This is a genomic window from Neisseria sp. Marseille-Q2251 (assembly GCF_940793045.1).
Lineage (GTDB): Bacteria > Pseudomonadota > Gammaproteobacteria > Burkholderiales > Neisseriaceae > Neisseria.
Window position 1 is genome coordinate 68941 of record NZ_CALNWV010000003.1, and the last position, 22684, is coordinate 91624.

The 22684-nt window shown below is 48.9% G+C and carries 22 protein-coding genes; 13 read left to right on the forward strand and 9 right to left on the reverse strand.

The window, feature by feature from the left end; translation table 11 throughout:
- Positions 1–3 precede the first annotated feature (3 nt).
- The 4 genes from dnaQ (at position 4) to rpiA (ending at position 2674) form a co-directional block, all read left to right on the forward strand.
- Positions 4–726, forward strand: a complete 723-nt coding sequence (gene dnaQ, locus AAG834_RS02275; RefSeq protein WP_040668088.1) for a DNA polymerase III subunit epsilon — start codon at positions 4–6, stop codon at positions 724–726.
- Positions 723–1409 (forward strand): 2-C-methyl-D-erythritol 4-phosphate cytidylyltransferase, encoded by a 687-nt coding sequence (gene ispD / locus AAG834_RS02280; RefSeq protein WP_342031118.1) that lies wholly within the window; start codon positions 723–725, stop codon positions 1407–1409. Before dnaQ ends, ispD begins: the two co-directional genes overlap by 4 nt.
- Before the next feature lie 43 nt (positions 1410–1452).
- Positions 1453–1932 (forward strand): 2-C-methyl-D-erythritol 2,4-cyclodiphosphate synthase, encoded by a 480-nt coding sequence (gene ispF, locus AAG834_RS02285; protein ID WP_045073373.1) that lies wholly within the window; start codon positions 1453–1455, stop codon positions 1930–1932.
- A 70-nt stretch (positions 1933–2002) separates the two neighbouring features.
- Positions 2003–2674 (forward strand): ribose-5-phosphate isomerase RpiA, encoded by a 672-nt coding sequence (rpiA, locus tag AAG834_RS02290; RefSeq protein ID WP_039410379.1) that lies wholly within the window; start codon positions 2003–2005, stop codon positions 2672–2674.
- 75 nt (positions 2675–2749) lie between these two features.
- Here the strand turns inward: rpiA and AAG834_RS02295 are convergent, their stop codons facing one another.
- Both AAG834_RS02295 and AAG834_RS02305 read right to left on the reverse strand, forming a co-directional pair.
- A complete protein-coding gene (locus AAG834_RS02295; RefSeq protein ID WP_009311742.1) occupies positions 2750–3631 on the reverse strand; it encodes a YicC/YloC family endoribonuclease in 882 nt (293 codons plus the stop codon).
- Positions 3632–3983: 352 nt separating this feature from the next.
- Complete coding sequence (locus AAG834_RS02305) at positions 3984–5114, reverse strand: polyamine ABC transporter substrate-binding protein (RefSeq protein ID WP_342031119.1); 1131 nt, start codon at positions 5112–5114, stop codon at positions 3984–3986.
- A 228-nt stretch (positions 5115–5342) separates the two neighbouring features.
- Here AAG834_RS02305 and alaS point away from each other — a divergent pair, with 228 nt between their 5' ends.
- The 4 genes from alaS to AAG834_RS02325 all read left to right on the forward strand — a co-directional run bounded on the left by alaS (position 5343) and on the right by AAG834_RS02325 (position 11525).
- Positions 5343–7967 carry an alanine--tRNA ligase gene (alaS, locus tag AAG834_RS02310; RefSeq protein ID WP_342031120.1) on the forward strand — a complete coding sequence of 875 codons (2625 nt, stop codon included), beginning with the start codon at positions 5343–5345 and terminating at the stop codon, positions 7965–7967.
- 78 nt (positions 7968–8045) lie between these two features.
- Entirely contained in the window at positions 8046–9338 is a 1293-nt protein-coding gene (locus AAG834_RS02315; protein ID WP_250580238.1) for a hypothetical protein, read from the forward strand.
- Between the two features lie 25 nt (positions 9339–9363).
- Positions 9364–10233, forward strand: a complete 870-nt coding sequence (locus AAG834_RS02320; protein ID WP_107992471.1) for a DNA adenine methylase — start codon at positions 9364–9366, stop codon at positions 10231–10233.
- Positions 10234–10703: 470 nt separating this feature from the next.
- Positions 10704–11525 (forward strand): CPBP family intramembrane glutamic endopeptidase, encoded by an 822-nt coding sequence (locus tag AAG834_RS02325; RefSeq protein ID WP_342031121.1) that lies wholly within the window; start codon positions 10704–10706, stop codon positions 11523–11525.
- Positions 11526–11799: 274 nt separating this feature from the next.
- Here the strand turns inward: AAG834_RS02325 and AAG834_RS02330 are convergent, their stop codons facing one another.
- Together AAG834_RS02330 and AAG834_RS02335 are read right to left on the reverse strand one after the other, a co-directional pair.
- Positions 11800–12177, reverse strand: a complete 378-nt coding sequence (locus AAG834_RS02330; RefSeq protein WP_003768017.1) for a DUF5339 family protein — start codon at positions 12175–12177, stop codon at positions 11800–11802.
- 990 nt (positions 12178–13167) lie between these two features.
- Positions 13168–14796, reverse strand: a complete 1629-nt coding sequence (locus tag AAG834_RS02335) for an ABC-F family ATPase (protein WP_342031122.1) — start codon at positions 14794–14796, stop codon at positions 13168–13170.
- A 99-nt stretch (positions 14797–14895) separates the two neighbouring features.
- On the opposite strand from AAG834_RS02335, the gene AAG834_RS02340 reads away from it, so the two are divergent.
- A complete protein-coding gene (locus AAG834_RS02340) occupies positions 14896–15090 on the forward strand; it encodes a hypothetical protein (protein WP_342031123.1) in 195 nt (64 codons plus the stop codon).
- A gap of 23 nt (positions 15091–15113) precedes the next feature.
- Positions 15114–15575 carry a lipoic acid synthetase gene (locus tag AAG834_RS02345; RefSeq protein ID WP_342031124.1) on the forward strand — a complete coding sequence of 154 codons (462 nt, stop codon included), beginning with the start codon at positions 15114–15116 and terminating at the stop codon, positions 15573–15575.
- Between the two features lie 59 nt (positions 15576–15634).
- Here the strand turns inward: AAG834_RS02345 and AAG834_RS02350 are convergent, their stop codons facing one another.
- Entirely contained in the window at positions 15635–16357 is a 723-nt protein-coding gene (locus AAG834_RS02350; RefSeq protein WP_342031125.1) for an O-methyltransferase, read from the reverse strand.
- A 134-nt stretch (positions 16358–16491) separates the two neighbouring features.
- Between AAG834_RS02350 and mpl the strand changes: the two genes are divergently transcribed.
- Entirely contained in the window at positions 16492–17868 is a 1377-nt protein-coding gene (gene mpl / locus AAG834_RS02355) for a UDP-N-acetylmuramate:L-alanyl-gamma-D-glutamyl-meso-diaminopimelate ligase (protein ID WP_342031126.1), read from the forward strand.
- Positions 17869–17983: 115 nt separating this feature from the next.
- Here the strand turns inward: mpl and AAG834_RS02360 are convergent, their stop codons facing one another.
- On the reverse strand, positions 17984–18307 hold the full coding sequence (locus AAG834_RS02360; RefSeq protein ID WP_342031127.1) for a hypothetical protein: 324 nt from the start codon (positions 18305–18307) through the stop codon (positions 17984–17986).
- 91 nt (positions 18308–18398) lie between these two features.
- Between AAG834_RS02360 and AAG834_RS02365 the strand changes: the two genes are divergently transcribed.
- Positions 18399–19058 (forward strand): phosphatase PAP2 family protein, encoded by a 660-nt coding sequence (locus AAG834_RS02365; protein WP_342031128.1) that lies wholly within the window; start codon positions 18399–18401, stop codon positions 19056–19058.
- Positions 19059–19279: 221 nt separating this feature from the next.
- Here the strand turns inward: AAG834_RS02365 and AAG834_RS02370 are convergent, their stop codons facing one another.
- From AAG834_RS02370 to AAG834_RS02380, 3 genes are all read right to left on the reverse strand, one after another.
- Positions 19280–19408 carry a FeoB-associated Cys-rich membrane protein gene (locus AAG834_RS02370; protein ID WP_083299283.1) on the reverse strand — a complete coding sequence of 43 codons (129 nt, stop codon included), beginning with the start codon at positions 19406–19408 and terminating at the stop codon, positions 19280–19282.
- Positions 19405–21273 (reverse strand): ferrous iron transporter B, encoded by a 1869-nt coding sequence (feoB, locus tag AAG834_RS02375; protein WP_070512041.1) that lies wholly within the window; start codon positions 21271–21273, stop codon positions 19405–19407. The genes AAG834_RS02370 and feoB overlap by 4 nt, the downstream gene beginning before the upstream one ends.
- Positions 21274–21443: 170 nt before the next feature.
- Positions 21444–21710 (reverse strand): FeoA family protein, encoded by a 267-nt coding sequence (locus tag AAG834_RS02380; protein WP_003742387.1) that lies wholly within the window; start codon positions 21708–21710, stop codon positions 21444–21446.
- A 316-nt stretch (positions 21711–22026) separates the two neighbouring features.
- Here AAG834_RS02380 and AAG834_RS02385 point away from each other — a divergent pair, with 316 nt between their 5' ends.
- Positions 22027–22653, forward strand: coding sequence for an NAD(P)H-hydrate epimerase (locus tag AAG834_RS02385; RefSeq protein ID WP_342031165.1), 627 nt, complete (start codon positions 22027–22029; stop codon positions 22651–22653).
- The last annotated feature ends 31 nt before the right edge of the window (positions 22654–22684 follow it).

The window sequence follows — 22684 nt, forward strand, 5'->3', positions numbered from 1 at the left end:
CCTATGAGCAAACGCCAGATTATCCTTGATACCGAAACCACGGGCCTTTATGCCGAAGGCGGCGACCGCTTGGTCGAGTTTGCCGGTCTGGAAATGATCAACCGCCAAATAACCGGCAACAACCTTCATTTATATGTTCATCCCGAACGCGATATGCCTGAAGAAGCGGCGAAGGTGCACGGCCTGACCATTGAGGTTTTGGAAGAGAAAAACGCACCGCCGTTTGCCGAAGTAGGGCGGCAGATTGCCGATTTTATACGCGATGCCGAGCTGATTATTCACAATGCCAAGTTTGACGTCGGCTTCCTGAACATGGAATTCCGCCGTATGGGACTGCCTTCCATTGAGGAACTTGGCTGTACCGTAACCGACACGCTGGCGATGGCGCGGGAAATGTTCCCAGGGCAGAAAGCCAGTTTGGATGCTTTGTGCAACCGCCTTTCTGTCGACCGCAGCAAGCGCGTGCTGCACGGTGCGTTGATTGACTGCGAGCTTTTGGGTGAGGTTTATCTCGCCATGACGCGCCAGCAGTTTGATTTAATGGGCGGCGAAAAAGAAGAAGACGAGGAAGTCAAACCGGTCATTATTGCCGAAACCAAGCGTCCGGCGCATCTGAAAGTCATCAAAGCCAACGCAGAGGAACTTGCCGCACACGAACAATATCTGGACGGTTTGGGCGAAGCCTGTTTGTGGCGCAAAGCCGAAACAGCCGGAGCCGAAGCATGACGCGCCGCCATATCGCCCTGATTCCCGCCGCCGGTATCGGAACGCGCTTTGGGGCGGGAAAGCCCAAGCAATACGTTGAAATCAACGGCAAAACCGTGTTGCAGCATACGATAGACATTTTTGAAAACCATCCTGCCATCGATTTGATTGCCGTCATCGTATCGCCCGAAGACCAAACGTTTCAGACGACCCCTTCCAGTAAAACACACGTATTTCGTGTAGGCGGAGCAAGCCGTGCCGAAACGGTGCGCAACGGCGTATCCTCATTGCTGGCGCAAGGCTTGGCGGCGGAGCAGGACGACATTCTCGTTCACGATGCCGCCCGTTGCTGCCTGCCGCCCGAGGTGTTGACCCGTCTGATTGAGGAAGCGGGCGGACAAGAGCAGGGGGGTATTTTGGCAGTACCCGTTGCCGATACGCTCAAACGCGCCGATGGTAAAAACCATATCGGCGAAACCGTTTCCCGCGCCGGATTGTGGCAGGCGCAAACCCCGCAGCTTTTTCAGACGGCCTTATTGCACCGAGCATTGTCGGCAGAGGATTTGAGCGATATTACAGACGAAGCGTCGGCAGTGGAAAAGCTGGGCGTTCAGCCGCTGCTGGTGCAGGGAGATACGCGCAATTTGAAGCTGACGCTGCCGCAGGATGAATTGATTGTGAGGCTGTTGTTGCAGGTCGTCTGAAACCCGTTTTTCAGACGACCTGACATTGAAAAAAGGACAAAACATGAATATCCGCATCGGACAAGGCTACGATGTCCACCAACTCGTCGAAGGCCGCGATTTGATTCTCGGCGGCGTAAACATCCCGTTTGAAAAAGGCCTGCTCGGCCATTCCGATGCCGACGCGCTTTTGCACGCGATTACTGACGCTTTACTTGGCGCGGCGGGTTTGGGCGACATCGGCAGCCATTTTCCCGATACTGCCGCCGAGTTTAAAGATGCCGACAGCCGCGTATTGTTGCGTGAAGCGTATCAAAGCGTGCAGGCATTGGGCTGGCGCGTTGTGAATGTGGACACGACCATCATCGCCCAAAAGCCCAAACTCGCGCCACACATTCCCGCCATGCGCGCCAACATTGCCGCCGATTTGGGGATTCAGACGACCTGTGTCAATATCAAAGGCAAAACCAACGAAAAACTCGGCTATCTGGGGCGCATGGAAGCCATCGAGGCGCAGGCGGCGGTGTTGCTGGAAAAAGCGTAAGCAGGCAAGCACAAATGGCATGAAAATGTTAACATATGCCCATCAACCGACATCCCATTAAGGAGAAATCATGGCTACTCAAGACGAATTGAAGCGCATTGCCGCCGAGAAAGCGGTGGAATTCGTACCCGAAAACGAATACATCGGTATCGGCTCCGGCTCGACCGTCAATATGTTTATCGAAGCGTTGGGTAAAAGCGGCAAAAAAATCAAAGGCGCGGTTTCGACTTCTAAAAAGTCCAGCGAACTGATGGCGCAATACGACATTCCCGAAGTATCGCTGAATGATGTGATGGGGCTGGCTGTCTATGTTGACGGTGCGGACGAAGTGAACCATATGCTGCAAATGATTAAAGGCGGCGGCGGCGCGCATTTAAACGAAAAAGTTGTCGCCAGCGCGTCCGACAAATTCATCTGTATCGCCGACGAGAGCAAATATGTTTCGCGTTTGGGAAAATTCCCGCTGCCCGTAGAAGTGTTGCCCGGCGCACGTTCGCTGGTGTCCCGCAAACTTTTGGCAATGGGCGGACAGCCAGAATTGCGCCTGAACTACACCACCTTCCACGGCAACCAAATCATTGATGTCTATGACTTGCATATTGACCGTCCGCTGACTATGGAAGATGAAATCAACCGCATCACCGGCGTTCTCGAAAACGGCATCTTCGCCCGCAACGCCGCGGATGTGTTGATTTTGGGTACAGAGCAGGGCGCCAAAGTCATCAAACCCGGACAAAACTAGGCATCCATTAAGCAAAAGGTCGTCTGAAAAGCGGAAAATGGCTTTTCAGACGACCTTTGCTTTATTTTTGAAGGCTTATTCGATATTTTGAACCTGCTCGCGCATTTGCTCGATTAAGACTTTCAGTTCGACCGAAGCCTGCGTGCATTCCGCCGCGATTGCTTTGCTGCCCAGCGTGTTCGCTTCGCGGTTCAATTCCTGCATCAGGAAGTCCAAGCGTTTGCCCGCACTGCCTTTGTTTTCCGTAACGATGCGGCGGACTTCGGCGATGTGCGTGCGCAGGCGGCTGAATTCTTCGTCAACATCGGATTTTTGGATAAACAGCGCAAATTCCTGCTGCAAACGGTCATTGTCGATATTGCCAACCGCTTCCGCCAAACGCGCGTTCACCTTGTCCATATGTGCTTGAAGCAGACTGGGGAACAGCTCGCTCAAGGCATCCACGATTTCTTCCATGCTGGCCAAACGTTGCAACAGATGTTCGCCGAGTTTTTTGCCTTCGCGTTTGCGGGCGGCGGCAAACTCTTTCAACGCTTCGTCCAACAGCTCTTGCACGGTTTTCGCCAAAGCCTCAGGGTCTTCGCTTTGACCTGCCAATACGCCCGGAAAGCGCAACACTTCAGCGACTGTCAGCTTGCCGAAACCGTGTTCCTTGCGCCAAGTTTTGTTCAAATCGGACAACTGTTTCACCAATTCTTCATTGGTTTCCAAACTCTGCCCGCCGACTGCCGCGTCCTGCAACTGAATACGGCATTCCAGTTTGCCGCGTGCGGCCGAAGCCGCAATTTTCTCGCGCAACGCGCCTTCCAGATAACGCAATTCTTCAGGCATACGGAATTGGACATCCAGATAGCGGTGGTTCACCGCGCGGATTTCCAAGTTCACGCGCTTGCCGCCGCATTCGCCTGCGGCATTGGCAAAGCCGGTCATGCTGTGGATATGGATGGATTGAGTCATGGTTTTACTCCGTTTCAAAATACGAGTGAAAGTTGAGGGACTATATCATATCTGGACTTTGATGACTGCAAGTATGGTGGATGGGGTTGAAAAGATATAGCGGATTAAATTTAAATCAGGACAAGGCGACGAAGCCGCAGACAGTACAGATAGTACGGAACCGATTCACTTGGTGCTTCAGCACCTTAGAGAATCGTTCTCTTTGAGCTAAGGCGAGGCAACGCCGTCCTGGTTTAAAGTTAATCCACTATAAAAGACAGCCGCAAAAAACCTGTTTGATGTTTATACAAAAAGGTCGTCTGAAAACCTGTATTTCCAGTTTTCAGACGACCTTTAATCCATCCGTATCAAGTTATTTTCCGGCTTTCACGCCCTGCCATTGGCGGACCATGAATTTCAAAATGGTGGGCTGGATAGGGACCATGATGAAGCTGTTTTTCAAATCTTCGTCGCTCGGGAAAATGGTGCGGTCGTCTCTGAACTCGGCTTCCATCAATTCGCGTGCGGGTTTGCTGGAAGGGGCATAGGTGACGAAATTGCCGTTTTTCGCGGCGACTTCGGGGTCGAGGAAGTCGTTGATGTATTTGTGGGCGTTGGCGACGTTTTTCGCATCTTTCGGGATAACGAAGGAGTCCACCCAAATCCCCACGCCTTCTTTGGGCATCATGACGCGGATTTTTTCTTTGCCGCCCGCTTCTTCGGCACGCCGTCTGGCGATGTTCAAGTCGCCGCCGAAGCCGATGGTAACGCAGGTATCGCCGCGCGCCAAGTCGTCAATGAAGCCCGACGAGGTAAAGCGTTTGATATTGGGGCGGTTTTTCTTGAGCAGCTCGGTTGCCGCTTTGATGTCTTCGGTATCGTTGCTGTTGGGGTTTTTACCCATGTAGTTCAACACCATAGGATAAATTTCCGCCGCGCTGTCCAAGTAGCTGATGCCGCATTGTTTGAGCTTGGATGTGTATTCGGGGTTGAACACCAAATCCCATTGGTTGTCCGGCAGTTTGTCCGTGCCCAAGGCTTTTTTCACGCGCTCGGTATTGATGGCGAAGGTATTCGTTCCCCAATAAAACGGAACGGCGTACTCGTGGCTCGGATCGACGCCTTCCATCAGTTTCATCAATTTGGGGTTGAGGTTTTTATAGTTGGGAATCAGGGATTTGTCGATTTTTTGATAAGCACCTGCCTTAATCTGCCTGCCGACGAAGGTATTGGACGGACCGACGATGTCGTAGCCTGATTTTCCGGTCAATACTTTACTTTCCAGCGTCTCATCGCTGTCGTACACGTCGTAAGTTACCTTGATACCGTTTTTCTTTTCAAAATCGGCGACGGTTTCGGGATCGACGTATTCCGACCAGTTATAAATCCTCAATACATTTTGGTTTCCCGCCTGACCCGCTTTGTCGGAGGTATTTTTATCCGAACCTCCGCAGGCGGCGAGCATGACGGCGGTCAGGGCGATGAGTGGCAGATGTTTGGTCATTATCATTCCTTGCATATCGGGTGGAAGGGAAAGTAAGGGATTATAAATCAGGCACGCACTATCTGATAGCAATTTCCATTGGGGCGATAGTCGGAAGGTCGTCTGAAAGTCCCTGATTCAATAGCTAGAAACAAGGTTTTGCGGTAATATAGCACCCATTTTCTTTCCACAATTACATACGGCCGGGAAGGTCGTCTGAAACCTTTTTAGTAGAGACATCGAAACATCATGAAAACCTCCGAACTACGCCAAAAATTCCTAAAATTCTTCGAATCCAAAAACCACACCATCGTCCGCTCTTCCAGCCTCGTGCCGCACGACGACCCGACGCTGCTGTTTACCAACGCCGGTATGAACCAGTTTAAAGACGTGTTCCTCGGCTTCGACAAACGCCCATACAACCGCGCCACCACCGCGCAAAAATGCGTACGCGCAGGCGGCAAACACAACGACTTGGAAAACGTCGGCTACACCGCCCGCCACCATACCTTTTTTGAAATGATGGGCAACTTCTCCTTCGGCGACTACTTCAAACGCGACGCCATCCACTTCGCTTGGGAGTTCCTCACTTCCCTCGAATGGCTGAACATCCCCAAAGACAAACTCTTGGCGACCGTGTATGCCGAAGACGACGAAGCCTACAACATCTGGCTGAACGAAATCGGTATGCCTGCCGAGCGCATCGTCCGCATCGGCGACAACAAAGGCGCGAAATACGCGTCCGACAACTTCTGGCAGATGGGCGACACCGGACCCTGCGGTCCGTGTTCCGAAATCTTCTACGACCACGGCGAAGAAATCTGGGGCGGCATTCCCGGCAGCCCTGAAGAAGACGGCGACCGCTGGATTGAAATTTGGAACTGCGTGTTTATGCAGTTCAATCGCGACGAGCAAGGCAACATGAACCCGCTGCCCAAGCCGTCCGTCGATACCGGCATGGGCTTGGAGCGCATGGCGGCCGTGATGCAGCACGTCCACAGCAACTACGAAATCGACCTGTTCCAAGACCTGCTCAAAGCCGTTGCCCGCGAAACCGGCGCGCCGTTCAGCATGGACGAGCCGAGCCTGAAAGTCGTTGCCGACCACATCCGCTCCTGCTCCTTCCTGATTGCCGACGGCGTGATGCCGTCCAACGAAGGCCGCGGCTATGTCCTACGCCGCATCATCCGCCGCGCCGTACGCCACGGTTACAAACTCGGTCAGAAACAGGCGTTTTTCTACAAACTCGTGCCTGATTTGGTCAAAGCAATGGGCGACGCGTATCCCGAGTTGAAAGAGAAACAAGCGCAAATCGAAGAAGCCCTGAAAAACGAAGAAAGCCGCTTTGCCCAAACTTTGGAAACCGGCATGGCTTTGCTGGAAAACGCCTTGACCAAAGGCAGCAACAAATTAGACGGCGAAATCATCTTTAAACTCTACGACACCTACGGCTTCCCATACGATTTGACCGCCGACATCTGCCGAGAACGCAATATTGATTTGGACGAAGACGGCTTCAACCGCGAAATGGAAGCCCAACGCGCCCGCGCCCGCGCCGCGCAAAACTTCAAAGCCAACGCGCAACTGGACTACACAGGCGCGGACACCGAGTTCACCGGCTACGAAAAACGCAGCCAAGACACCAAAATCATCGCCTTATACAAAGGCAGCGAAGCCGTGGACGAACTCCAAGCAGGCGAAGCAGGCGTGGTTGTTTTGGAACAAACCCCGTTCTATGCCGAAAGCGGCGGCCAAGTCGGCGACGTGGGCTTTATCTTCGCAGGCGAAAACCGCTTCCGTGTCGAAGACACGCAGAAAATCAAAGCCGCCGTACACGGACAATTCGGCGCGGTTGTATCAGGCCGTCTGAAAGTGGGCGATGCCGTATCCGCCGAAATCGACAACGACATCCGCGACAGCATCATGCGCAACCACAGCGTGACCCACCTGATGCACAAAGCCCTGCGCGATGTTTTGGGCACACACGTCGAACAAAAAGGCAGCCTGCAAAACGCCGAGCTGACCCGCTTCGACATCTCCCATCCGCAAGGCATCAGCGCGGAAGAAATCGCCGAAGTCGAACGCCGCGTCAACGCCGCGATTATTGCCAACGTGCCCGTCAAAGTGGAAACCATGTCCATTGAAGACGCGCAAAAATCAGGCGCCATGATGCTCTTCGGCGAAAAATACGGCGACTTCGTCCGCGTCATCACCATGGGCGACTACTCCACCGAACTGTGCGGCGGCACCCACGTTGCCCGCACCGGCGACATCGGCTTCTTCAAAATCATCAGCGAAGGCGGCATCGCCGCAGGCATCCGCCGCGTAGAAGCCATCACCGGCCTTGCCGCGCTGGCATGGGCGCAAAACCAAGAAAGCCTGATGAAAAACATCATCGCCGAAGTCAAAGCCCAAACCGAAAAAGACGTACTCGCCAAAATCCAAGCCAACGCCGCAAACGCCAAAGCTTTGGAAAAAGAGTTAGCAAAAACCAAAGCCGAACTCGCCGTCCACGCAGGCGCAAAACTCTTGGACAACGCTAAAGACTTGGGCGCAGCCAAACTCGTCGTCGCCCAAATCGAAGCCGACGCAGCCGCCCTGCGCGAAATCGTTACCGATTTAACCGGCAAATCCGACAACGCCGTGATTCTTTTGGCGGCAGTGAACGACGGCAAAGTATCCTTGTGCGCCGGCGTATCCAAAGCCCTGACCGGAAAAGTGAAAGCCGGCGATTTGGTCAAATTCGCAGCCGAACAAGTCGGCGGCAAAGGCGGCGGAAGACCGGATTTGGCGCAAGCCGGTGGAACAGATGCTGCGAAACTGCCCGCCGTGTTGGGTGGCGTGAAAGATTGGGTTAACGCGAAGCTGGCTTGATGTGAGAAAGGCAGCCTGAAAGGTTTCAGGCTGCCTTAAAATAGAAACAAAGATTAATTTAATATAAAGGAAAATGTAATGGAAATTAAACAAATTAATATTAAAGATATTTTTTTGGACTTGGAGAATCCTAGACATGAACCATATCAGTCCCAAGAAGAAGTAATTGAATACTTATGTCAAAATGAATATGTCTTTGCCTTAGCACAAGATATTGTCATAATGGGGGTTAACCCTCTTGAAATTATGGCTATAATTCCTAATACTGACAATTACAGTGATGATGGAGCGCAAACATATATTATTGCGGAAGGAAATCGTCGTTTATGCGCATTAAAATTATTAGATGATCCAGAATTAGCACCAAGCAATGAGCGCAAAAATTTTAAAGCGATAAGCCAAAAATGGACACCTATAGAAAAAATTCCTGCCGTTATTTTTAATGATAGGGAGGCAGTATCAGGTTGGTTAGAAAGAGTACATGGTGGCTTACAGGGTGGAATTGGTAGAAAACAATGGAATGCAGAACAAAAAACACGATTCACTGGAGATATAAAAAATTTAATGGCTCAACAACTGTTAGATTATGCACAAAAGAAAAACATGATTTCACCCGAAGAGAGAACTAATAAAATTTCTACAGTACAAAGATTTATTACAAATCCTTTATTTAAAGATGCATTAGGTATAGATACAAGTAAAAATGATGAATTACAAAGAATTAGAGATGAAGATAATTTTGACTTAATTTTAAGAAAATTTATTTCTGATTTAAAATCAGGGAAGGTTAATACTCGTTTTAATGCTCCTGAGATTCGTAAATATTCACACGAATTAAGAGGAATAGAAGGATTGAGTACAGAAACGATTCCTTCATGCCCATTAAACTCACCCGAAAAAGAAGAACCATCAGAAAAAAAACCTAAACCTAGTGACAAACCAACCCCTCCTTCTAAACCTAGATATTTAGAGAATAATAAAGAAACAGAAACAGCATTAGAGAAATTAGATAATTACAAAATAATGTCTATTTATAATTCGTTACATCGGTTAGTGGTGGCGGATCATTGTCCATTACTAACAGTAGGGTTGTGGTCATTTATTGAATGTTTAACTGCATTAAATGGTAGAAAAGCAGGAGTAGATTTTCAATCGTTCTTATCTAATACAAAATTAGAATCTTTGGGGTTGGGTAACAAAGATGAAACTAAGACTCTCAGAGAATGTTTACGTCGTATTGCAGAAAACGGAAATACTACCAAGCATGATAAACAATCGGCTGCGTTTAACGATCTCCAATTAATTAGTGATTTTAATGAGATACATCCACTAATTAAAGCGTTAGCAATCGAATATACGCAGAAAAAATAATTTAATTTCAACAAAAAATAATATTATGCCTAAAATATCAACATCTCCATTTCGATATCCCGGTGGAAAATCTGTACTTTTTGACCTACTTGCTGGGGTTATACATAATAACGATCTTAGATATTGTAGTTATGCTGAACCATATGCAGGAGGATGTGGCTTAGCTTTAGCATTGTTATATGCAGGATATGTTAAGGATATTTACATAAATGATATTGATCCTGCTATTTGGAGTTTTTGGTATTCTGTTTTAAATTGCACTGATGAATTAATTAATTTGATAAATCAAGTTAATGTAAATTTAAACGAATGGGAACAGCAGCGTTTAATTTATGAGAAAGGTGACTTATCAGACCCTTTATCCTTGGGGTTTGCCACCTTCTTTCTTAATCGGACAAATCGTTCCGGCATCATCAAAGGCGCTGGAATTATAGGAGGAAAAAATCAAACAGGAACATATAAGATGGATTGTAGATTCAATAAAGAGGATCTAATATCCAAAATATTACGTATTAACAAATATAAAAATCGTATTTTTCTAACCAATATGGATGCTATTTCTTTTATGAAAAATATGGAATTATTGGATAAAAATATTTTCTTCTTTATTGATCCTCCATACTATAATAAAGGTTCTAGTTTATACACGAACTTCTACAAACCAGAAGATCATGCTAATGTTTGCAACTATATTTCAAAATTAACTAAACCATGGCTTATAACATATGATAATACCGAAGAGATTCGAGAATTATATAAAAATTATCGAAAATTTTCATTTGAGATTAATTACTCATTGCAAAAAAAAAGAAAAGGTAGTGAGATATTAATTACATCAGATAATATCTACATCGGAAATGAAATTAATCGCTACCAATCAAAAGAACCCGATTAAATTTAAGCGGTAAGTCGGGCATAAATGCCCGACTACAAACCAAAGTTTTCCAACTAATCGTCAGCAAGCCGTAGCCTGCATTCCCACCAACCGCGTGCGTGGCTACGCCACACACCCTACCTGCAGGCGACGCAAACCTTAAGATTAAGGTGTAGGGTGTGTGCGGTACGTACGCACGCGGTTTTTGTTGTTACCAAATGATTCCAAACCATGCCGTAATACAGTTGGCGGCAAACGCAGCTTGGGTCATGACCCAACGAAATCCTCATATCACCTGTAATCTCAAAGCTGCCTGAGAAATAATTTTCAGACGACCTCTCTATGAAAAGCAGCCTGCACTTTCAAAAATCGAAGTGCAGGCTGCTTTTCATAGTAATTAGAAAAAAACGCGCAATATTTTTATACTGTACATCAGCAGCAGGCCGTACCTACTCCCCTGCCAACTTGTTTACTGAACGAACAGGAATAACATGCAGAACCCCTCTTCAGAAAAACCGACAGCCGGTTATTCGCATCCGTGGCAATACTTTCTGCTGGTGTACGCTTTGAGCGCACCGTTTTGGCTGCTGTCTTTGTTTCTCAAACACAGTCCTCTGCCTGATAATCTGCCGCTGACCGACATCGGCGCGGCGCTCACTCCGACGGTTGCCGCCGCGTTACTGCGTTACCGCGAGGGCGGCATGGCGGCGGTGCGCGGACTGTTTGGACGTGTGTTTGATTACGGGCGGATAAAGCATTCTGCCTATTTTTGGACGGCGATACTGATTTTTCCCCTGCTTTATCTACTAACTTATATCGCGATACGCCAAACAGGACAAACCATACCTGCCTTATCCGTATCGTTTGCGCCGCTTGCCGGTGCGTTCGTCATGTTCTTTATCGCGGCAGTTGCCGAGGAATTGGGCTATGCCGCCTACGCTACGGAAAGTCTGCAACGGCGTTTTACCCCGCTCATTACGGCGCTGATTATCGGGGTGCCGTGGGCGTTGTGGCACTTGCCGTCCATGATTACCGTGAGGCAGTCTGCCGAACTGATTGCATGGGGGCTGGCAGGGACGGTTGCCGTGAGGATTATCTATGTATGGCTGTATAACGGCAGCGGCGGCTCGGTATTTGTATTGATTGCGTGCCACACAGTTGCCAATACCGCGCGCACAGGCTTTCCGGGCGGACGGGCGGTATATGAAAACGGAGACGGTATGATTCCATACGGAATCATCATCATTGCGGCGGCAATTGTGATGGGTTTTTGGCGTAAGGTGATGTGTTTACCTAATAGCAATCAAGTGTAGCTTGAGTCATGTCCCAACGAAACTTAGTATCAAAGGTCGTCTGAAGACTATTTTTAGACGACCTCGTGTTTTGATTTCAATACCCTGATGGCTTCACAGGGATGGTTTTGTATATAAGAACGAAAATTTGTTTCTCGATAAACTATATTGAAAGTTAATTTTCATACATATTTCATATTAATTAAATCACTTAATACATAACTAATCAGTAAAGGCATAAACAAAAAACGGACTCTGAGTAATCAGAATCCGTTTTTCTGCCAAAGGTATCGTATTATTTGGCTTCTTCTTTAGCTGCTTCAGCAGCATCTTTTGCTTCTTCTTTAGCATCGGCAGCTGCTTCTTTAGCGTCTTCTGCTGCTTCTTTAGCTTCTTCTGCTTTATCTTCAGGAGATGCAGCCGGAGCGTTGCCTTTCAACGCATCCAACGATGTTTTACAAGTAGCATCACGTTGGTCAGCAGGCAAGTTTTTCAAAGCTTCTTTGGTTTGTTCGAATGATTTTTGCATCATATCTTTTGTAGCTGCATCAACGTTTTTAGTAGCGTCAGCAAAAGCTTTTTCATATTCATCACAAACAGCAGAAGAACCACCACCACATGCGGACAAGGTCAGAGCGGCCAACAAAGTTGCCAATAAAGCTGATTTTTTCATGAGTCTCTCTTTTTGAATCTTGGTTAAAAAAGAAATTGTATGTTAAACCATTCCTGTGGAGTGTCAAGCATAGTCATTTTGTTTCCCTGACTTAAATCATGGGATTGGGCGAAATTAGGACGGTTTGAGAGAAAAAAGTTAAGTAATGAATACCGTGACTAAGGAATATTTTTATATGGGTAGGGAGGTTAATTTTCTTATATTTTAAAGGGTTAATTCATTTTTGCTGTTGTTTGAATTAATACGGCATAGAGGGGTTTAGACCATGTATATTTAACTTAGTAAAATAACTTCAAAATCGGTTAAATCACGGTAATTCAAGCTGTTTTTGGATGGGGTGCAATTAAATTTTATATGTCATATTAAATGTATTTTGAATATAGACAATTTAGTTAATTATTTTTGAGGAGTAAGGGTAATTAAACTATATTGAATTATCTATAAACTATAGCATTAGTGATATAACTTGCTATATAGTGGATTAACTTTAAATCAGGACAAGGCGACGAAGCCGCAGACAGTACAGATAGTACGGAACCGATTCACTTGGTGCTTCAGCACCTTAGAGAATCGTTCTCTTTGAGCTAAGGCGAGGCAACGCCGTACTGGTTTAAAGTTAATCCACTATAGTTATGCTGTTTGTTTTTTATTTGTTGTCTTCCTTTATTGACTAAAAAGCTCAGGCAGTCTGAAAGACATTTTTCAGACTGCCTGAGCTTTTTGTTTACTGCTACTTATTTTGCTGCCACACCCGATATGAACGAATGGCTAAAAACAGGCAGACAATCTAGGCAACGCCTAGAAAGCCCCCACGCCTGCTACGCCGAACTCGTTAAATAGCCAGGCAACTGCACGACCTTTGCGATAAGCATGTTCGGCATCAACCAAGTGTACCTTACCGTCTTGCGTAAGATACTAGCTCAATGCGGGCAATACGATGAGCGCAAGCGGGTTTTGCAGCGGTTTTCGCAGATTGGCGTTCATGTTTTTTTACACAATCCCTTTTTTCTCCAGATAGCTTTCGTAATCGCCCAGATAGTGTTCATAGCCGCCCTTGCCGTCCAGCTCGATAATTTGGGTGGCGAGCGAGGAGACGAACTGGCGGTCGTGCGATACGAAAATCAGCGTGCCGTTGTATTTTTCCAGCGCCATGTTCAGCGATTCGATGCTTTCCATGTCCATGTGGTTGGTGGGTTCGTCCATAATCAGCACATTGGGTTTCAGCAGCAGGAGTTTGCCGTAGAGCATGCGGCCTTTTTCGCCGCCGGAGAGAACCTGCACTTTTTTCACCACGTCGTTGCTGCCGAAGAGCAAACGTCCCAAAGTGCCGCGGATGACTTGTTCGTCGTCGCCTTCCTGCCCCCATTGGCGCATCCATTCGCTCAGGTTCATATCGACGTCGAAGTCGTTTTCATGGTCTTGCGGATAATAGCCGACGTTGGCTTTTTCCGCCCATTTGATGGTGCCTGCATCGGGGGTGAGGCCGTCTGAATATTCGGGGTTGAACGCGCCGGCAAGGAGTTTCAGCAGGGTGGATTTACCCGCGCCGTTGGGGCCGATGATGGCGAGGCGCTGGCCGGCTTCGAGGATGAAGCTCAGGCTTTTGAACAACTGGGTTTCAAAGCGTTTGGCCAGATTTTCGACTTCCACCGCCTGACGGTGCAGCTTGGCTTTTTCATCGGCTTCAAAGCGGATATAAGGGTTTTGGCGGGTAGAAGGTTTGACTTCGACCATCTCGGCTTTGATTTTGTCAGCCTGTTTCAGACGACTGGTTGCCTGACGGGCTTTGGATTTGTTGGCGGAGAAGCGGGCGACGAACTCTTGCAGCTCTTGCAGTTTCTCTTTTGCCTTGGCGTTGTCTTTCAGGGCGCGTTCGCGTGATTGAGCGGAAGCGAGCATGTAGTCGTCGTAGTTGCCCGGGTAGATGGTGATGGTGTTGTAGTCCAAATCCGCCATGTTGGTGCAAACTTCGTTCAAGAAGTGACGGTCGTGCGAGATGATAATCATGGTGGAGTCGTATTGGTTCAACACGCCTTCCAGCCAGCGGATGGTGTTGATGTCCAAGTTGTTGGTCGGCTCGTCAAGCAAGAGAACATCGGGTTTGGAGAACAGGGCTTGTGCCAGCAATACGCGCAGCTTGAAGCCCGGGGCGACTTCGGCCATGGTCGCATCGTGCAAATCTTCGGAAATGCCCACGCCGCTCAACAGTTCGGCGGCGCGCGCTTCGGCGGTGTAGCCGTCGTATTCGGCGAACTTGGCTTCCAGTTCGGCGGCTTTCATGTAGTCGTCTTCGGTGGCTTCGGGGTTGGCGTAAATCGCGTCGCGTTCGGTCATCGCCGCCCACATTTCGGTGTGCCCCATCATCACCACGTCCAGCACGCGCATGTCTTCGTAGGCAAACTGGTCTTGGCGCAGCTTACCCAGCCGCACGCCGTTTTCAATCGCCACTTCGCCCGCAGTCTGTTCCAAATCACCGCCCAAAATTTTCATGAAGGTGGATTTGCCCGAACCGTTCGCACCGATCAGGCCGTAGCGGTTGCCTTCGCCGAATTTGACGGATACGTTTTCAAACAGCGGCTTCGCGCCGAACTGCATGGTAATGCCGTTGGTAGAAATCATTATTGGTAAAACCTTTATAAATATAGATAAACAGGGTGTTATAATCGCCGGCGATTGTAGCATATTTTGTATAGGTCGTCTGAAACGGGGGCGGAGGAAATGGAAACCGAAAAAATCTATTATGCCGTGATTATTCTGTTGTGCGCCGCATCCATGCTGCTCAGTCCGTTTTTCTACATCCGCCGCACACGTTCAGGCGCAGAATTGCGCCACGCATCTCGGCAATGGAAGCCGATTATTATTGCCAATTTGGTGATGATTATTGCTTTGGTGGTATGGTGGATATGGTTTTGATGAATTTGATGAAAGGTATAAGAATGAATAAATTGATTTTAAGCACATTACTGCTCGCATTTTCCGCCGCTACGACGGCATCCCCCGTATTTGAATGTATCGACAAATCAGGGCGTAAAACCTATACGCAGACCGGCGGCAAAAACTGCAAACCGGGCAATATCGGCAGACCCTCGGTTTATACCTCCGCCGCACCGTCCGCACACTCGGCATCAGCAAGCGCTGCTGCAAGAAACGCTCCTTCCGAACAAATGCCGCCTCCACCAGCCGGCGCAATGCCTGGTTCATCTTCAGCGCAAAACGAATTGGCTCAGGCACAGAAAAATCTGGAAGAGGGCAAACAGGTCCGTTATGGCAACGAGCGCAACTACGCCCGCTATCAAGAACGGATTAAAGGTTTGGAGAATCAAGTGAAAGCCGCGCAGGAACGGGTTAATGCGGCAAACAGTATGGGCGGTGAAGGTGAGATGATGCCCGAGCAGTGATGATTGCAAAGATTGCAATAAAAGGTCGTCTGAAAACCGGTCAGGCAATTCTATTTTGCCTAAACCGAGTTTTCAGACGACCTTTTCGGTTTGCCTGTTTTGACCGTATATTCCAGCGCTTTATAAGGTTTTAATGTGCTTGAAATATAACCGTTTTCAGGGCGGCGGACGTAATCGAGATAATCCTGCATGGCAGGTGAAAAGCCTTCCACATCATCCACAGCGATGACCGCGCGGTCGGCAAGATTAGGTTCAAGCAGCTTGAATACGGGGAATACCAAATCCGGCCAGCCGTCGAGTAAGACGAAATCGGGGCAGATGGCTAAGGCTTTTAAGGTTTCCAGCGCATCACCTTCGCGAAGCTCGATATAGTCTGCCAAACCGGCTTCTTGGAAATGTTTTCTCGCCGCTGCGGCTTTGTGCGGCAGATATTCGCAAGTAATGACGCGCCCGCCGTTGCGCTTGGCGGCTGCGGCAAGATACAGCGTCGAAATGCCGTAGGAAGTCCCGAATTCGACAATGTTTTTTGCTCCCGATGCCAAAGCCTGCATATACAAAAACTTGCCTTGTTGCGGTGCGATGGGGATGTATTTGTCTTCGTAAAAACTTTCGTTTTCCCCCGTCCAATCCAGCCCTTTGCCCAACAGCTTGAAAATCTTGGGCAGAAAATGAAAAAATATCTGCCTGTTTTGCTTTAAGGCTTGGGTGTAGAGCCGCAGCAAGACGGATTCGGCTTGAGGCGCTTGCAGAAAAGCGAACATTTGGGGTGTCAGCTTGGGCATGGGCTTTCTCCTGTTCAGTTCAAATCTTCTATATTGTCCATCTTGCCACAGCTTCGCTTTTCAGACGACCCCACTATCCAAACTCCGTTATAATGGCGGCTTTCCCATTATTTCATTCAAAAGACGGTCTTATCATGAAACACATCCACATTATCGGTATCGGCGGCACGTTTATGGGCGGGGTGGCCGCCATTGCCAAAGAAGCGGGGTTTAAAGTCAGCGGTTGCGATGCGAAGATGTATCCGCCGATGAGCACCCAGCTTGAAGTCTTGGGCATAGACGTACACGAAGGCTTCGATGCCGCGCAGTTGGACGAATTTAAAGCCGACGTTTACGTTATCGGCAATGTCGCCAAGCGCGGGATGGATGTGGTTGAAGCAATTTTGAACCGCGGTCTGCCTTATATTTCCGGCCCGCAATGGCTGTCGGAAAACGTGCTGCACCATCATTGGGTGCTCGGCGTGGCGGGGACGCACGGCAAAACGACCACTGCGTCCATGCTCGCATGGGTCTTGGAATATGCCGGACTCGCGCCGGGCTTCCTCATCGGCGGAGTACCCGAAAACTTCAGCGTTTCCGCCCGCCTGCCGCAAACGCCGCGCCAAGATCCGAACAGCAAATCGCCGTTTTTCGTCATCGAAGCCGACGAATACGACACCGCCTTTTTCGACAAACGCTCCAAATTCGTGCATTACCGCCCGCGTACCGCCGTGTTGAACAATCTGGAATTCGACCACGCCGACATCTTCGCCGACTTGGGCGCGATACAGACCCAGTTCCACCACCTTGTGCGCACAGTGCCGTCCGAAGGCTTAATCGTCTGCAACGGACAGCAGCAAAGCCTGCAAGACACTTTGGACAAAGGCTGCTGGACGCCGGTGGAAAAATTCGGCACCGAACACGGCTGGCAGGTCGGCGAAGTCAATGCCGACGGCTCGTTTGACGTGTTGCTTGACGGCCAAAAAGCCGGACACGTCGCATGGGATTTGATGGGCGGACACAACCGCATGAACGCGCTTGCCGTCATCGCCGCCGCACGTCATGCCGGCGTCGATATTCAGACGGCCTGCGAAGCCTTGAGCGCATTTAAAAACGTCAAACGCCGTATGGAAATCAAAGGCACGGTGAACGGCATCACCGTTTACGACGACTTCGCCCACCACCCGACCGCCATCGAAACCACCATCGAAGGCCTGCGCCAGCGCGTCGGAAATGCCCGCATCCTCGCCGTCCTTGAGCCGCGTTCCAACACCATGAAACTCGGCACCATGAAAGCCGCCTTGCCCGAAAGCCTCAAAGGTGCCGACCAAGTGTTCTGCTACGCTGGCGGTGTGGACTGGAACGTCGCCGAAGCCCTCGCACCTTTGGGCGGCAAGCTGCACGTCGGCAAAGACTTCGATGCCTTCGTCGCCGAAATCGTGAAAAATGCCGAAGCAGGCGACCATATTTTGGTGATGAGCAACGGCGGTTTTGGCGGAATACATGGGAAGCTGCTGGAAGCGTTGAAATAAGGTTGGTTGAAGTTTTGGAATGATTGAGGTCGTCTGAAAACCGGAGTTTGGTTTTCAGACGACCTTTTTGTTGTGAAGGCTTGGATGTGATGGTTGGGTATGACCCAAACTAGGCTCACCGATGGAGGTATTCCTTATATATACAGTTAATCCCTTGTTCGATAATAGGAATCAAATGATTTATATTTTTATGAGAGCGGATAAATAGTGGATTTTCCCAATCGTAATTTTTAATGACGTAGACTTTAAATACCCCGTTTTTTCTAGGATTCGGATACCATCCAACATCTAAAATGTATTTCTCATCAAAGAAAGATACTTGTAATAGATCTTCTTCAAATTGAAGTTGATCCATTGCTTCATGAGGGGCGTTTTTAAATAACCAAAATAAATTTTCATAAGTAATGATACCGTCCCTAAAATCAATCAGATATTTCATTTTGTTTTATCCCTACATTTTTTCTTACGATTTAATGCTTATGTGCAAATAGTGTCAGATATTCCATATCATTACCATATATGATATCGTGATGAAACTCTGCTATTTTGATTATGTTGGAATTGTGATTGGAGAAAATTTGCACGTGGATAAGCTGTCAAAATTAAAGATTAAATATACAATTTTTATATCGATATTTTTTGTCATTTTGTACAAAGGGGCTGAGTTTTATACCTATACAGTCGATAATGTGCCTTCATATTTTATGGACTGGGAAAGGAATATTCCTTTTTTGCCCATATTTATGTTGCCTTATATGACGTCTCAGGTTTTCTTCTTAGCCACTATATTTTTGGAAAAGAACGAAAGCAATTTGAAATTGCTGATAAAGAGGGCAGCCTTTTTAATTGCGGTTTCTACTGCTTTATTTGTCATATTTCCAATGAAATTTTATTTTCCCAAACCCGAAGTCGATAACCAAATTTTAAAATCTTTCTTTTATATATTAGGCAAAATAGACAGTAGTTTTAACCAATGTCCGTCATTGCATGTGAGTTTTGCTTTTCTTTCGGCTGAGGTTTATTGCAGAGAAGTCAAATCCAAATTCTTAAAATCATTATTTGGTATATGGGGATTGTTACTCGCCATTTCGGTCTTGTTTGTCTATCAACACCATTTTATTGATTTTGTGGGCGGAACTTTGATATTTTTAATTACTTGTATCATCTTTCCAAGAAAAAAGGCTGTTTAAGCGTTTTGTTACTGAATGATGGAAAGTCCTACAACAACCGCAGAACCATAGCCAAACATATAGTGGATTAAAATAAAAATGAGACAAGGCGGCAACGCCCGCTGTGTACGGGTAGTACATAAGGGTGTTGGCAACGCCGTATCATTGCAATTTTAATCCGCTATACAAAAGGTCGTCTGAAACCATTTCAGACGACCTTTCTTCTTTCTAGCTATCCATGCTCAGCCGCAACCGCCGCATTTGCCGCAGCCGCTGCTGCAATCGTGTTTTTTCGGTTTGAACAAGAATTTTCGCAAGAGGAAAAACAGACAGGCAAGCATGATGATGCCGACGATAATATATTGAGTCATGACGATAGTATCCTTGAAGTAATTTGGTAAACCACAAATGCGGCAAAGTAAGCCATCAGGAACAAATAGCCGGTAATCATCACCATATTTTTTGTGGATTTGGTTTCGCGTTTAATCACAGCCAATGTCGCGGCACACATGGGGGCGTACACATACCAAGCCAGGAAGGCGAAGGCGGTTGGCAAACCCCAGTTGTTGTGCACAATCGGAATCAGCGCGTTTTGTACGGCGTCTTCAGACGACGCGCTGACGGCATAGACCGTACCCAGTGCGGCAACGACGACTTCACGCGCGGCAATGCCCGGAATCATGGCGATACACATTTCCCAAGTGAAGCCCAGCGGGGCGAACAATGGTTGGATAGCGTGGCCGAGCATACCCGCCAAGCTGTAGTCGATTGCCGCGCCTGTTGCACCTGCGGGCGGTTGCGGCCAGCTTACCAAGCCCCACAAAACTACGGCAAGGGCGAAGATAATCGTACCGGCGCGTTTGAGGAAGGCTTTTACCCTGTCCCACAGGCTGGTCATGATGTGTTTGAAGTTGGGTGTGCGGAAAGTCGGCAGCTCCATCAAGAGCGGGAATTGCTGCACGTTGCCTTTCATACGCGCCAAGCGTTTCATGATATACGCTGCCAAGGCGGCAGACAGGATGCCTGCGAGATAGAGGATGAACAGCGTCAGTCCTTGCAGGTTGAAAATCCCGCCTACGGTGCGATTAGGAATGACGGCGGCGATAATCAGCGCGTAAACGGGCAGCCGCGCGGAGCAGGTCAGCAGCGGGGCGACGGCGATGGTCACGAGGCGTTCGCGCGGGTCATTAATCGTACGCGCCGACATAACGGCGGGAACGGCACAGGCGAAACTCGACAGGAGCGGGATGAATGAGCGTCCGGACAGGCCGCTTTTCGCCATCACGTTATCCAGCAGAAACGCCGCACGCGGCAGGTAGCCTGAGTCTTCCAAAAGCAGGATGAAGGCGAACAAAATCGTAATCTGCGGCACGAACACCAACACGCTGCCCAAACCGGCAATGACGCCGTTGACGAGCAAGTCGCTGAGGATGCCCGGCTCCATGTTGGTGCCTATCCATTCGCCCAGCGCGGCAAAGCCGCCTTCGATGGCTTCCATAATCGGTGCCGCCCAAGTGTAAACCGCTTGGAACACCATAAACAGGATAAACAGCAGCATAATTATGCCCCAGACGGGGTGCAGCACGATGTCGTCGAGTTTTTTGTGCCATGCGGGCAGCGTCATTTCCGTGCGCACCACCTGTGCCAAAATCGATTCGACTTCTTGATAAAGTTTGTCGCTCTCCAGCGCCTCGAGCGTGCGTTCGGCAGAAGCGGGGTTGGCGGGGAAAGAGCGTTTGCGCGGCAGCTTCGCCACGGCTTCGCGCACGGCCTGTACGCCCGACGCACTCACGGCAACTGTTTCCAAAACAGGTGCATCCAACAACTCGCTCAGTTTGGCCGCATCAATATTCAAGCCCCTTCTGCGGGCAACGTCGCTCATGTTCAGCGACACCACCATAGGCAGTCCCAGCGTTTTCAGTTCCAAAATCATGCGCAGGGTCATACGCAGGTTGGTCGCGTCGGCAACGGCAATGATGGCGTCGGGCGGAATGCCCAGCTTGCCTACGGCGACATCTTTCGCCACCGCTTCGTCGGGGCTGGTCGTGCGCAGGCTGTATGTGCCCGGCAGGTCGATAATGCGAACGGCCTTGTCGTCAAGTAAGGCGCCCTCGCGCTTATCGACCGTTACGCCCGGATAATTGGCAACCTTGGCATGTGCGCCGGTCAAACCGTTGAACAAAACGGTTTTGCCGCAGTTTGGCGCGCCAATCAAGGCAAAATAGCTTAGTTCCATTTATTTATTCTCCTTGTTTGATTGTGTGATGAGTTTGGCGTTGAATTGGGGAAAAGGCTTTGAAACGGCGCTTTCAGACGACCCGGGTCGTCTGAAAAGGATAGGGCGGTCAGGTTCAATCCGCCTTTGCCGCATTTTCAGAACATGAAGCCCGCCTGTCTGTACAGCGGTCAGCCGTCAATCACATGGCACATAATTTTTCCCGCTTCTTCCTGCCGCAACGAGAATTGCGACTGGTTGCCCAAACGTACGGCAAACGGACCGCGTCCGAATCCGCCGACGGCAATCACCTGCAACGGCATTCCGCTTGAAAAACCCAAGTCGGCAAGACGGCGCGTAACCAGCGGGTCGAGTTCGCCGAAAGTCGAATTGGGGACGATGGAGTCGATGTGCGCGACTGCGCCTTTACTGAGTTTTGACAAAGGTATGGCAGACATAGGGTGTTTTACTTTCGTTGTCGATTGAAAAAAGAGACGGCAAGTAAAGACGAATTTGACACAGGGTAGGCCGAGGCATGTTCCAACGCCCGTTCCCGCAAAAGAAGTAGTTTTGATTGTTTATCACTTTGTTTTATTTTGATAATAAATCTTGTTAACATAAAAATCAAATCCAAAGCCACCAAATTCCTGATTTTCAGACGACCTCTTGCGGCAAATCAAAAAAAGCGAATGATTTGACGGGAAAGTCGGGCAGGGCTATTGATAAGGTTTGCATTTGGATGTTTGATAGGCGTAAAGAGAAAAGGAGCGAATGATGAAAATCTACACCGCCGCAGAAATGCGCGAGCACGAGCAAATGGCAGTCGATAAAGGCACGACTTTCGAGCAACTGATGGAAAACGCGGGACAAGCCGCCGCCGCGGATTTGCTGCGCCGTTTCCCCAAAGCAGGGCGCGCGCTGATCGTTTGCGGCAAGGGCAATAACGGCGGCGACGGTTTGGTCATCGCGCGCGTGTTGTCGGAACAGGATTGGCAGGTAGATGTCGTCTTCGTCTTGGGAGATAAACTGTCGCCGCTGGCGCAGTTGAATCGCGAGCGTTTGAATCATTTAGACGGCGTCAGCTTTATCCGATCCGACGAACTGGAAGGTCGTCTGAAAACAGGTTACGGTCTCGTTATCGAAGGCATTTTCGGAACAGGTTTCAGCGGCGCATTGCCTGAAAAAACCGCCGCCGTCTGCCGCCTGCTGAATCAAGCCGACGGCTTCAAAATCGCGCTGGACATCCCGACCGGGCTGAACTGCGACACCGGCGAAGCAGATGAAGACACCTTCCGCGCCGATCTGACCTACACCTTCGCCGCCTACAAACCGGCGCATATGACCGAAGCAGGTAAAGCATATTGCGGAGAGACCGTGTGTTTGGATATCGGGATAGAGTAAGAATATTTTATTGGGATGACGATGTTCGCGG

Coding starts and splice junctions, on each gene's coding strand:
- AAG834_RS02295 (WP_009311742.1), bottom strand. CDS start 3,631: ATGACTCAATCCATCCATATCCACAGCATGACCGGCTTTGCCAATGCC.
- feoB (WP_070512041.1), bottom strand. CDS start 21,273: ATGGAACTAAGCTATTTTGCCTTGATTGGCGCGCCAAACTGCGGCAAA.
- AAG834_RS02330 (WP_003768017.1), bottom strand. CDS start 12,177: ATGAAAAAATCAGCTTTATTGGCAACTTTGTTGGCCGCTCTGACCTTG.
- rpiA (WP_039410379.1), top strand. CDS start 2,003: ATGGCTACTCAAGACGAATTGAAGCGCATTGCCGCCGAGAAAGCGGTG.
- AAG834_RS02305 (WP_342031119.1), bottom strand. CDS start 5,114: ATGACCAAACATCTGCCACTCATCGCCCTGACCGCCGTCATGCTCGCC.
- AAG834_RS02350 (WP_342031125.1), bottom strand. CDS start 16,357: ATGCCCAAGCTGACACCCCAAATGTTCGCTTTTCTGCAAGCGCCTCAA.
- AAG834_RS02335 (WP_342031122.1), bottom strand. CDS start 14,796: ATGATTTCTACCAACGGCATTACCATGCAGTTCGGCGCGAAGCCGCTG.
- AAG834_RS02360 (WP_342031127.1), bottom strand. CDS start 18,307: ATGAAATATCTGATTGATTTTAGGGACGGTATCATTACTTATGAAAAT.
- ispD (WP_342031118.1), top strand. CDS start 723: ATGACGCGCCGCCATATCGCCCTGATTCCCGCCGCCGGTATCGGAACG.
- AAG834_RS02320 (WP_107992471.1), top strand. CDS start 9,364: ATGCCTAAAATATCAACATCTCCATTTCGATATCCCGGTGGAAAATCT.
- AAG834_RS02365 (WP_342031128.1), top strand. CDS start 18,399: ATGAAACTCTGCTATTTTGATTATGTTGGAATTGTGATTGGAGAAAAT.
- AAG834_RS02345 (WP_342031124.1), top strand. CDS start 15,114: ATGAATAAATTGATTTTAAGCACATTACTGCTCGCATTTTCCGCCGCT.
- AAG834_RS02325 (WP_342031121.1), top strand. CDS start 10,704: ATGCAGAACCCCTCTTCAGAAAAACCGACAGCCGGTTATTCGCATCCG.
- AAG834_RS02340 (WP_342031123.1), top strand. CDS start 14,896: ATGGAAACCGAAAAAATCTATTATGCCGTGATTATTCTGTTGTGCGCC.
- alaS (WP_342031120.1), top strand. CDS start 5,343: ATGAAAACCTCCGAACTACGCCAAAAATTCCTAAAATTCTTCGAATCC.
- dnaQ (WP_040668088.1), top strand. CDS start 4: ATGAGCAAACGCCAGATTATCCTTGATACCGAAACCACGGGCCTTTAT.
- AAG834_RS02315 (WP_250580238.1), top strand. CDS start 8,046: ATGGAAATTAAACAAATTAATATTAAAGATATTTTTTTGGACTTGGAG.
- ispF (WP_045073373.1), top strand. CDS start 1,453: ATGAATATCCGCATCGGACAAGGCTACGATGTCCACCAACTCGTCGAA.
- AAG834_RS02380 (WP_003742387.1), bottom strand. CDS start 21,710: ATGTCTGCCATACCTTTGTCAAAACTCAGTAAAGGCGCAGTCGCGCAC.
- AAG834_RS02370 (WP_083299283.1), bottom strand. CDS start 19,408: ATGACTCAATATATTATCGTCGGCATCATCATGCTTGCCTGTCTGTTT.
- AAG834_RS02385 (WP_342031165.1), top strand. CDS start 22,027: ATGAAAATCTACACCGCCGCAGAAATGCGCGAGCACGAGCAAATGGCA.
- mpl (WP_342031126.1), top strand. CDS start 16,492: ATGAAACACATCCACATTATCGGTATCGGCGGCACGTTTATGGGCGGG.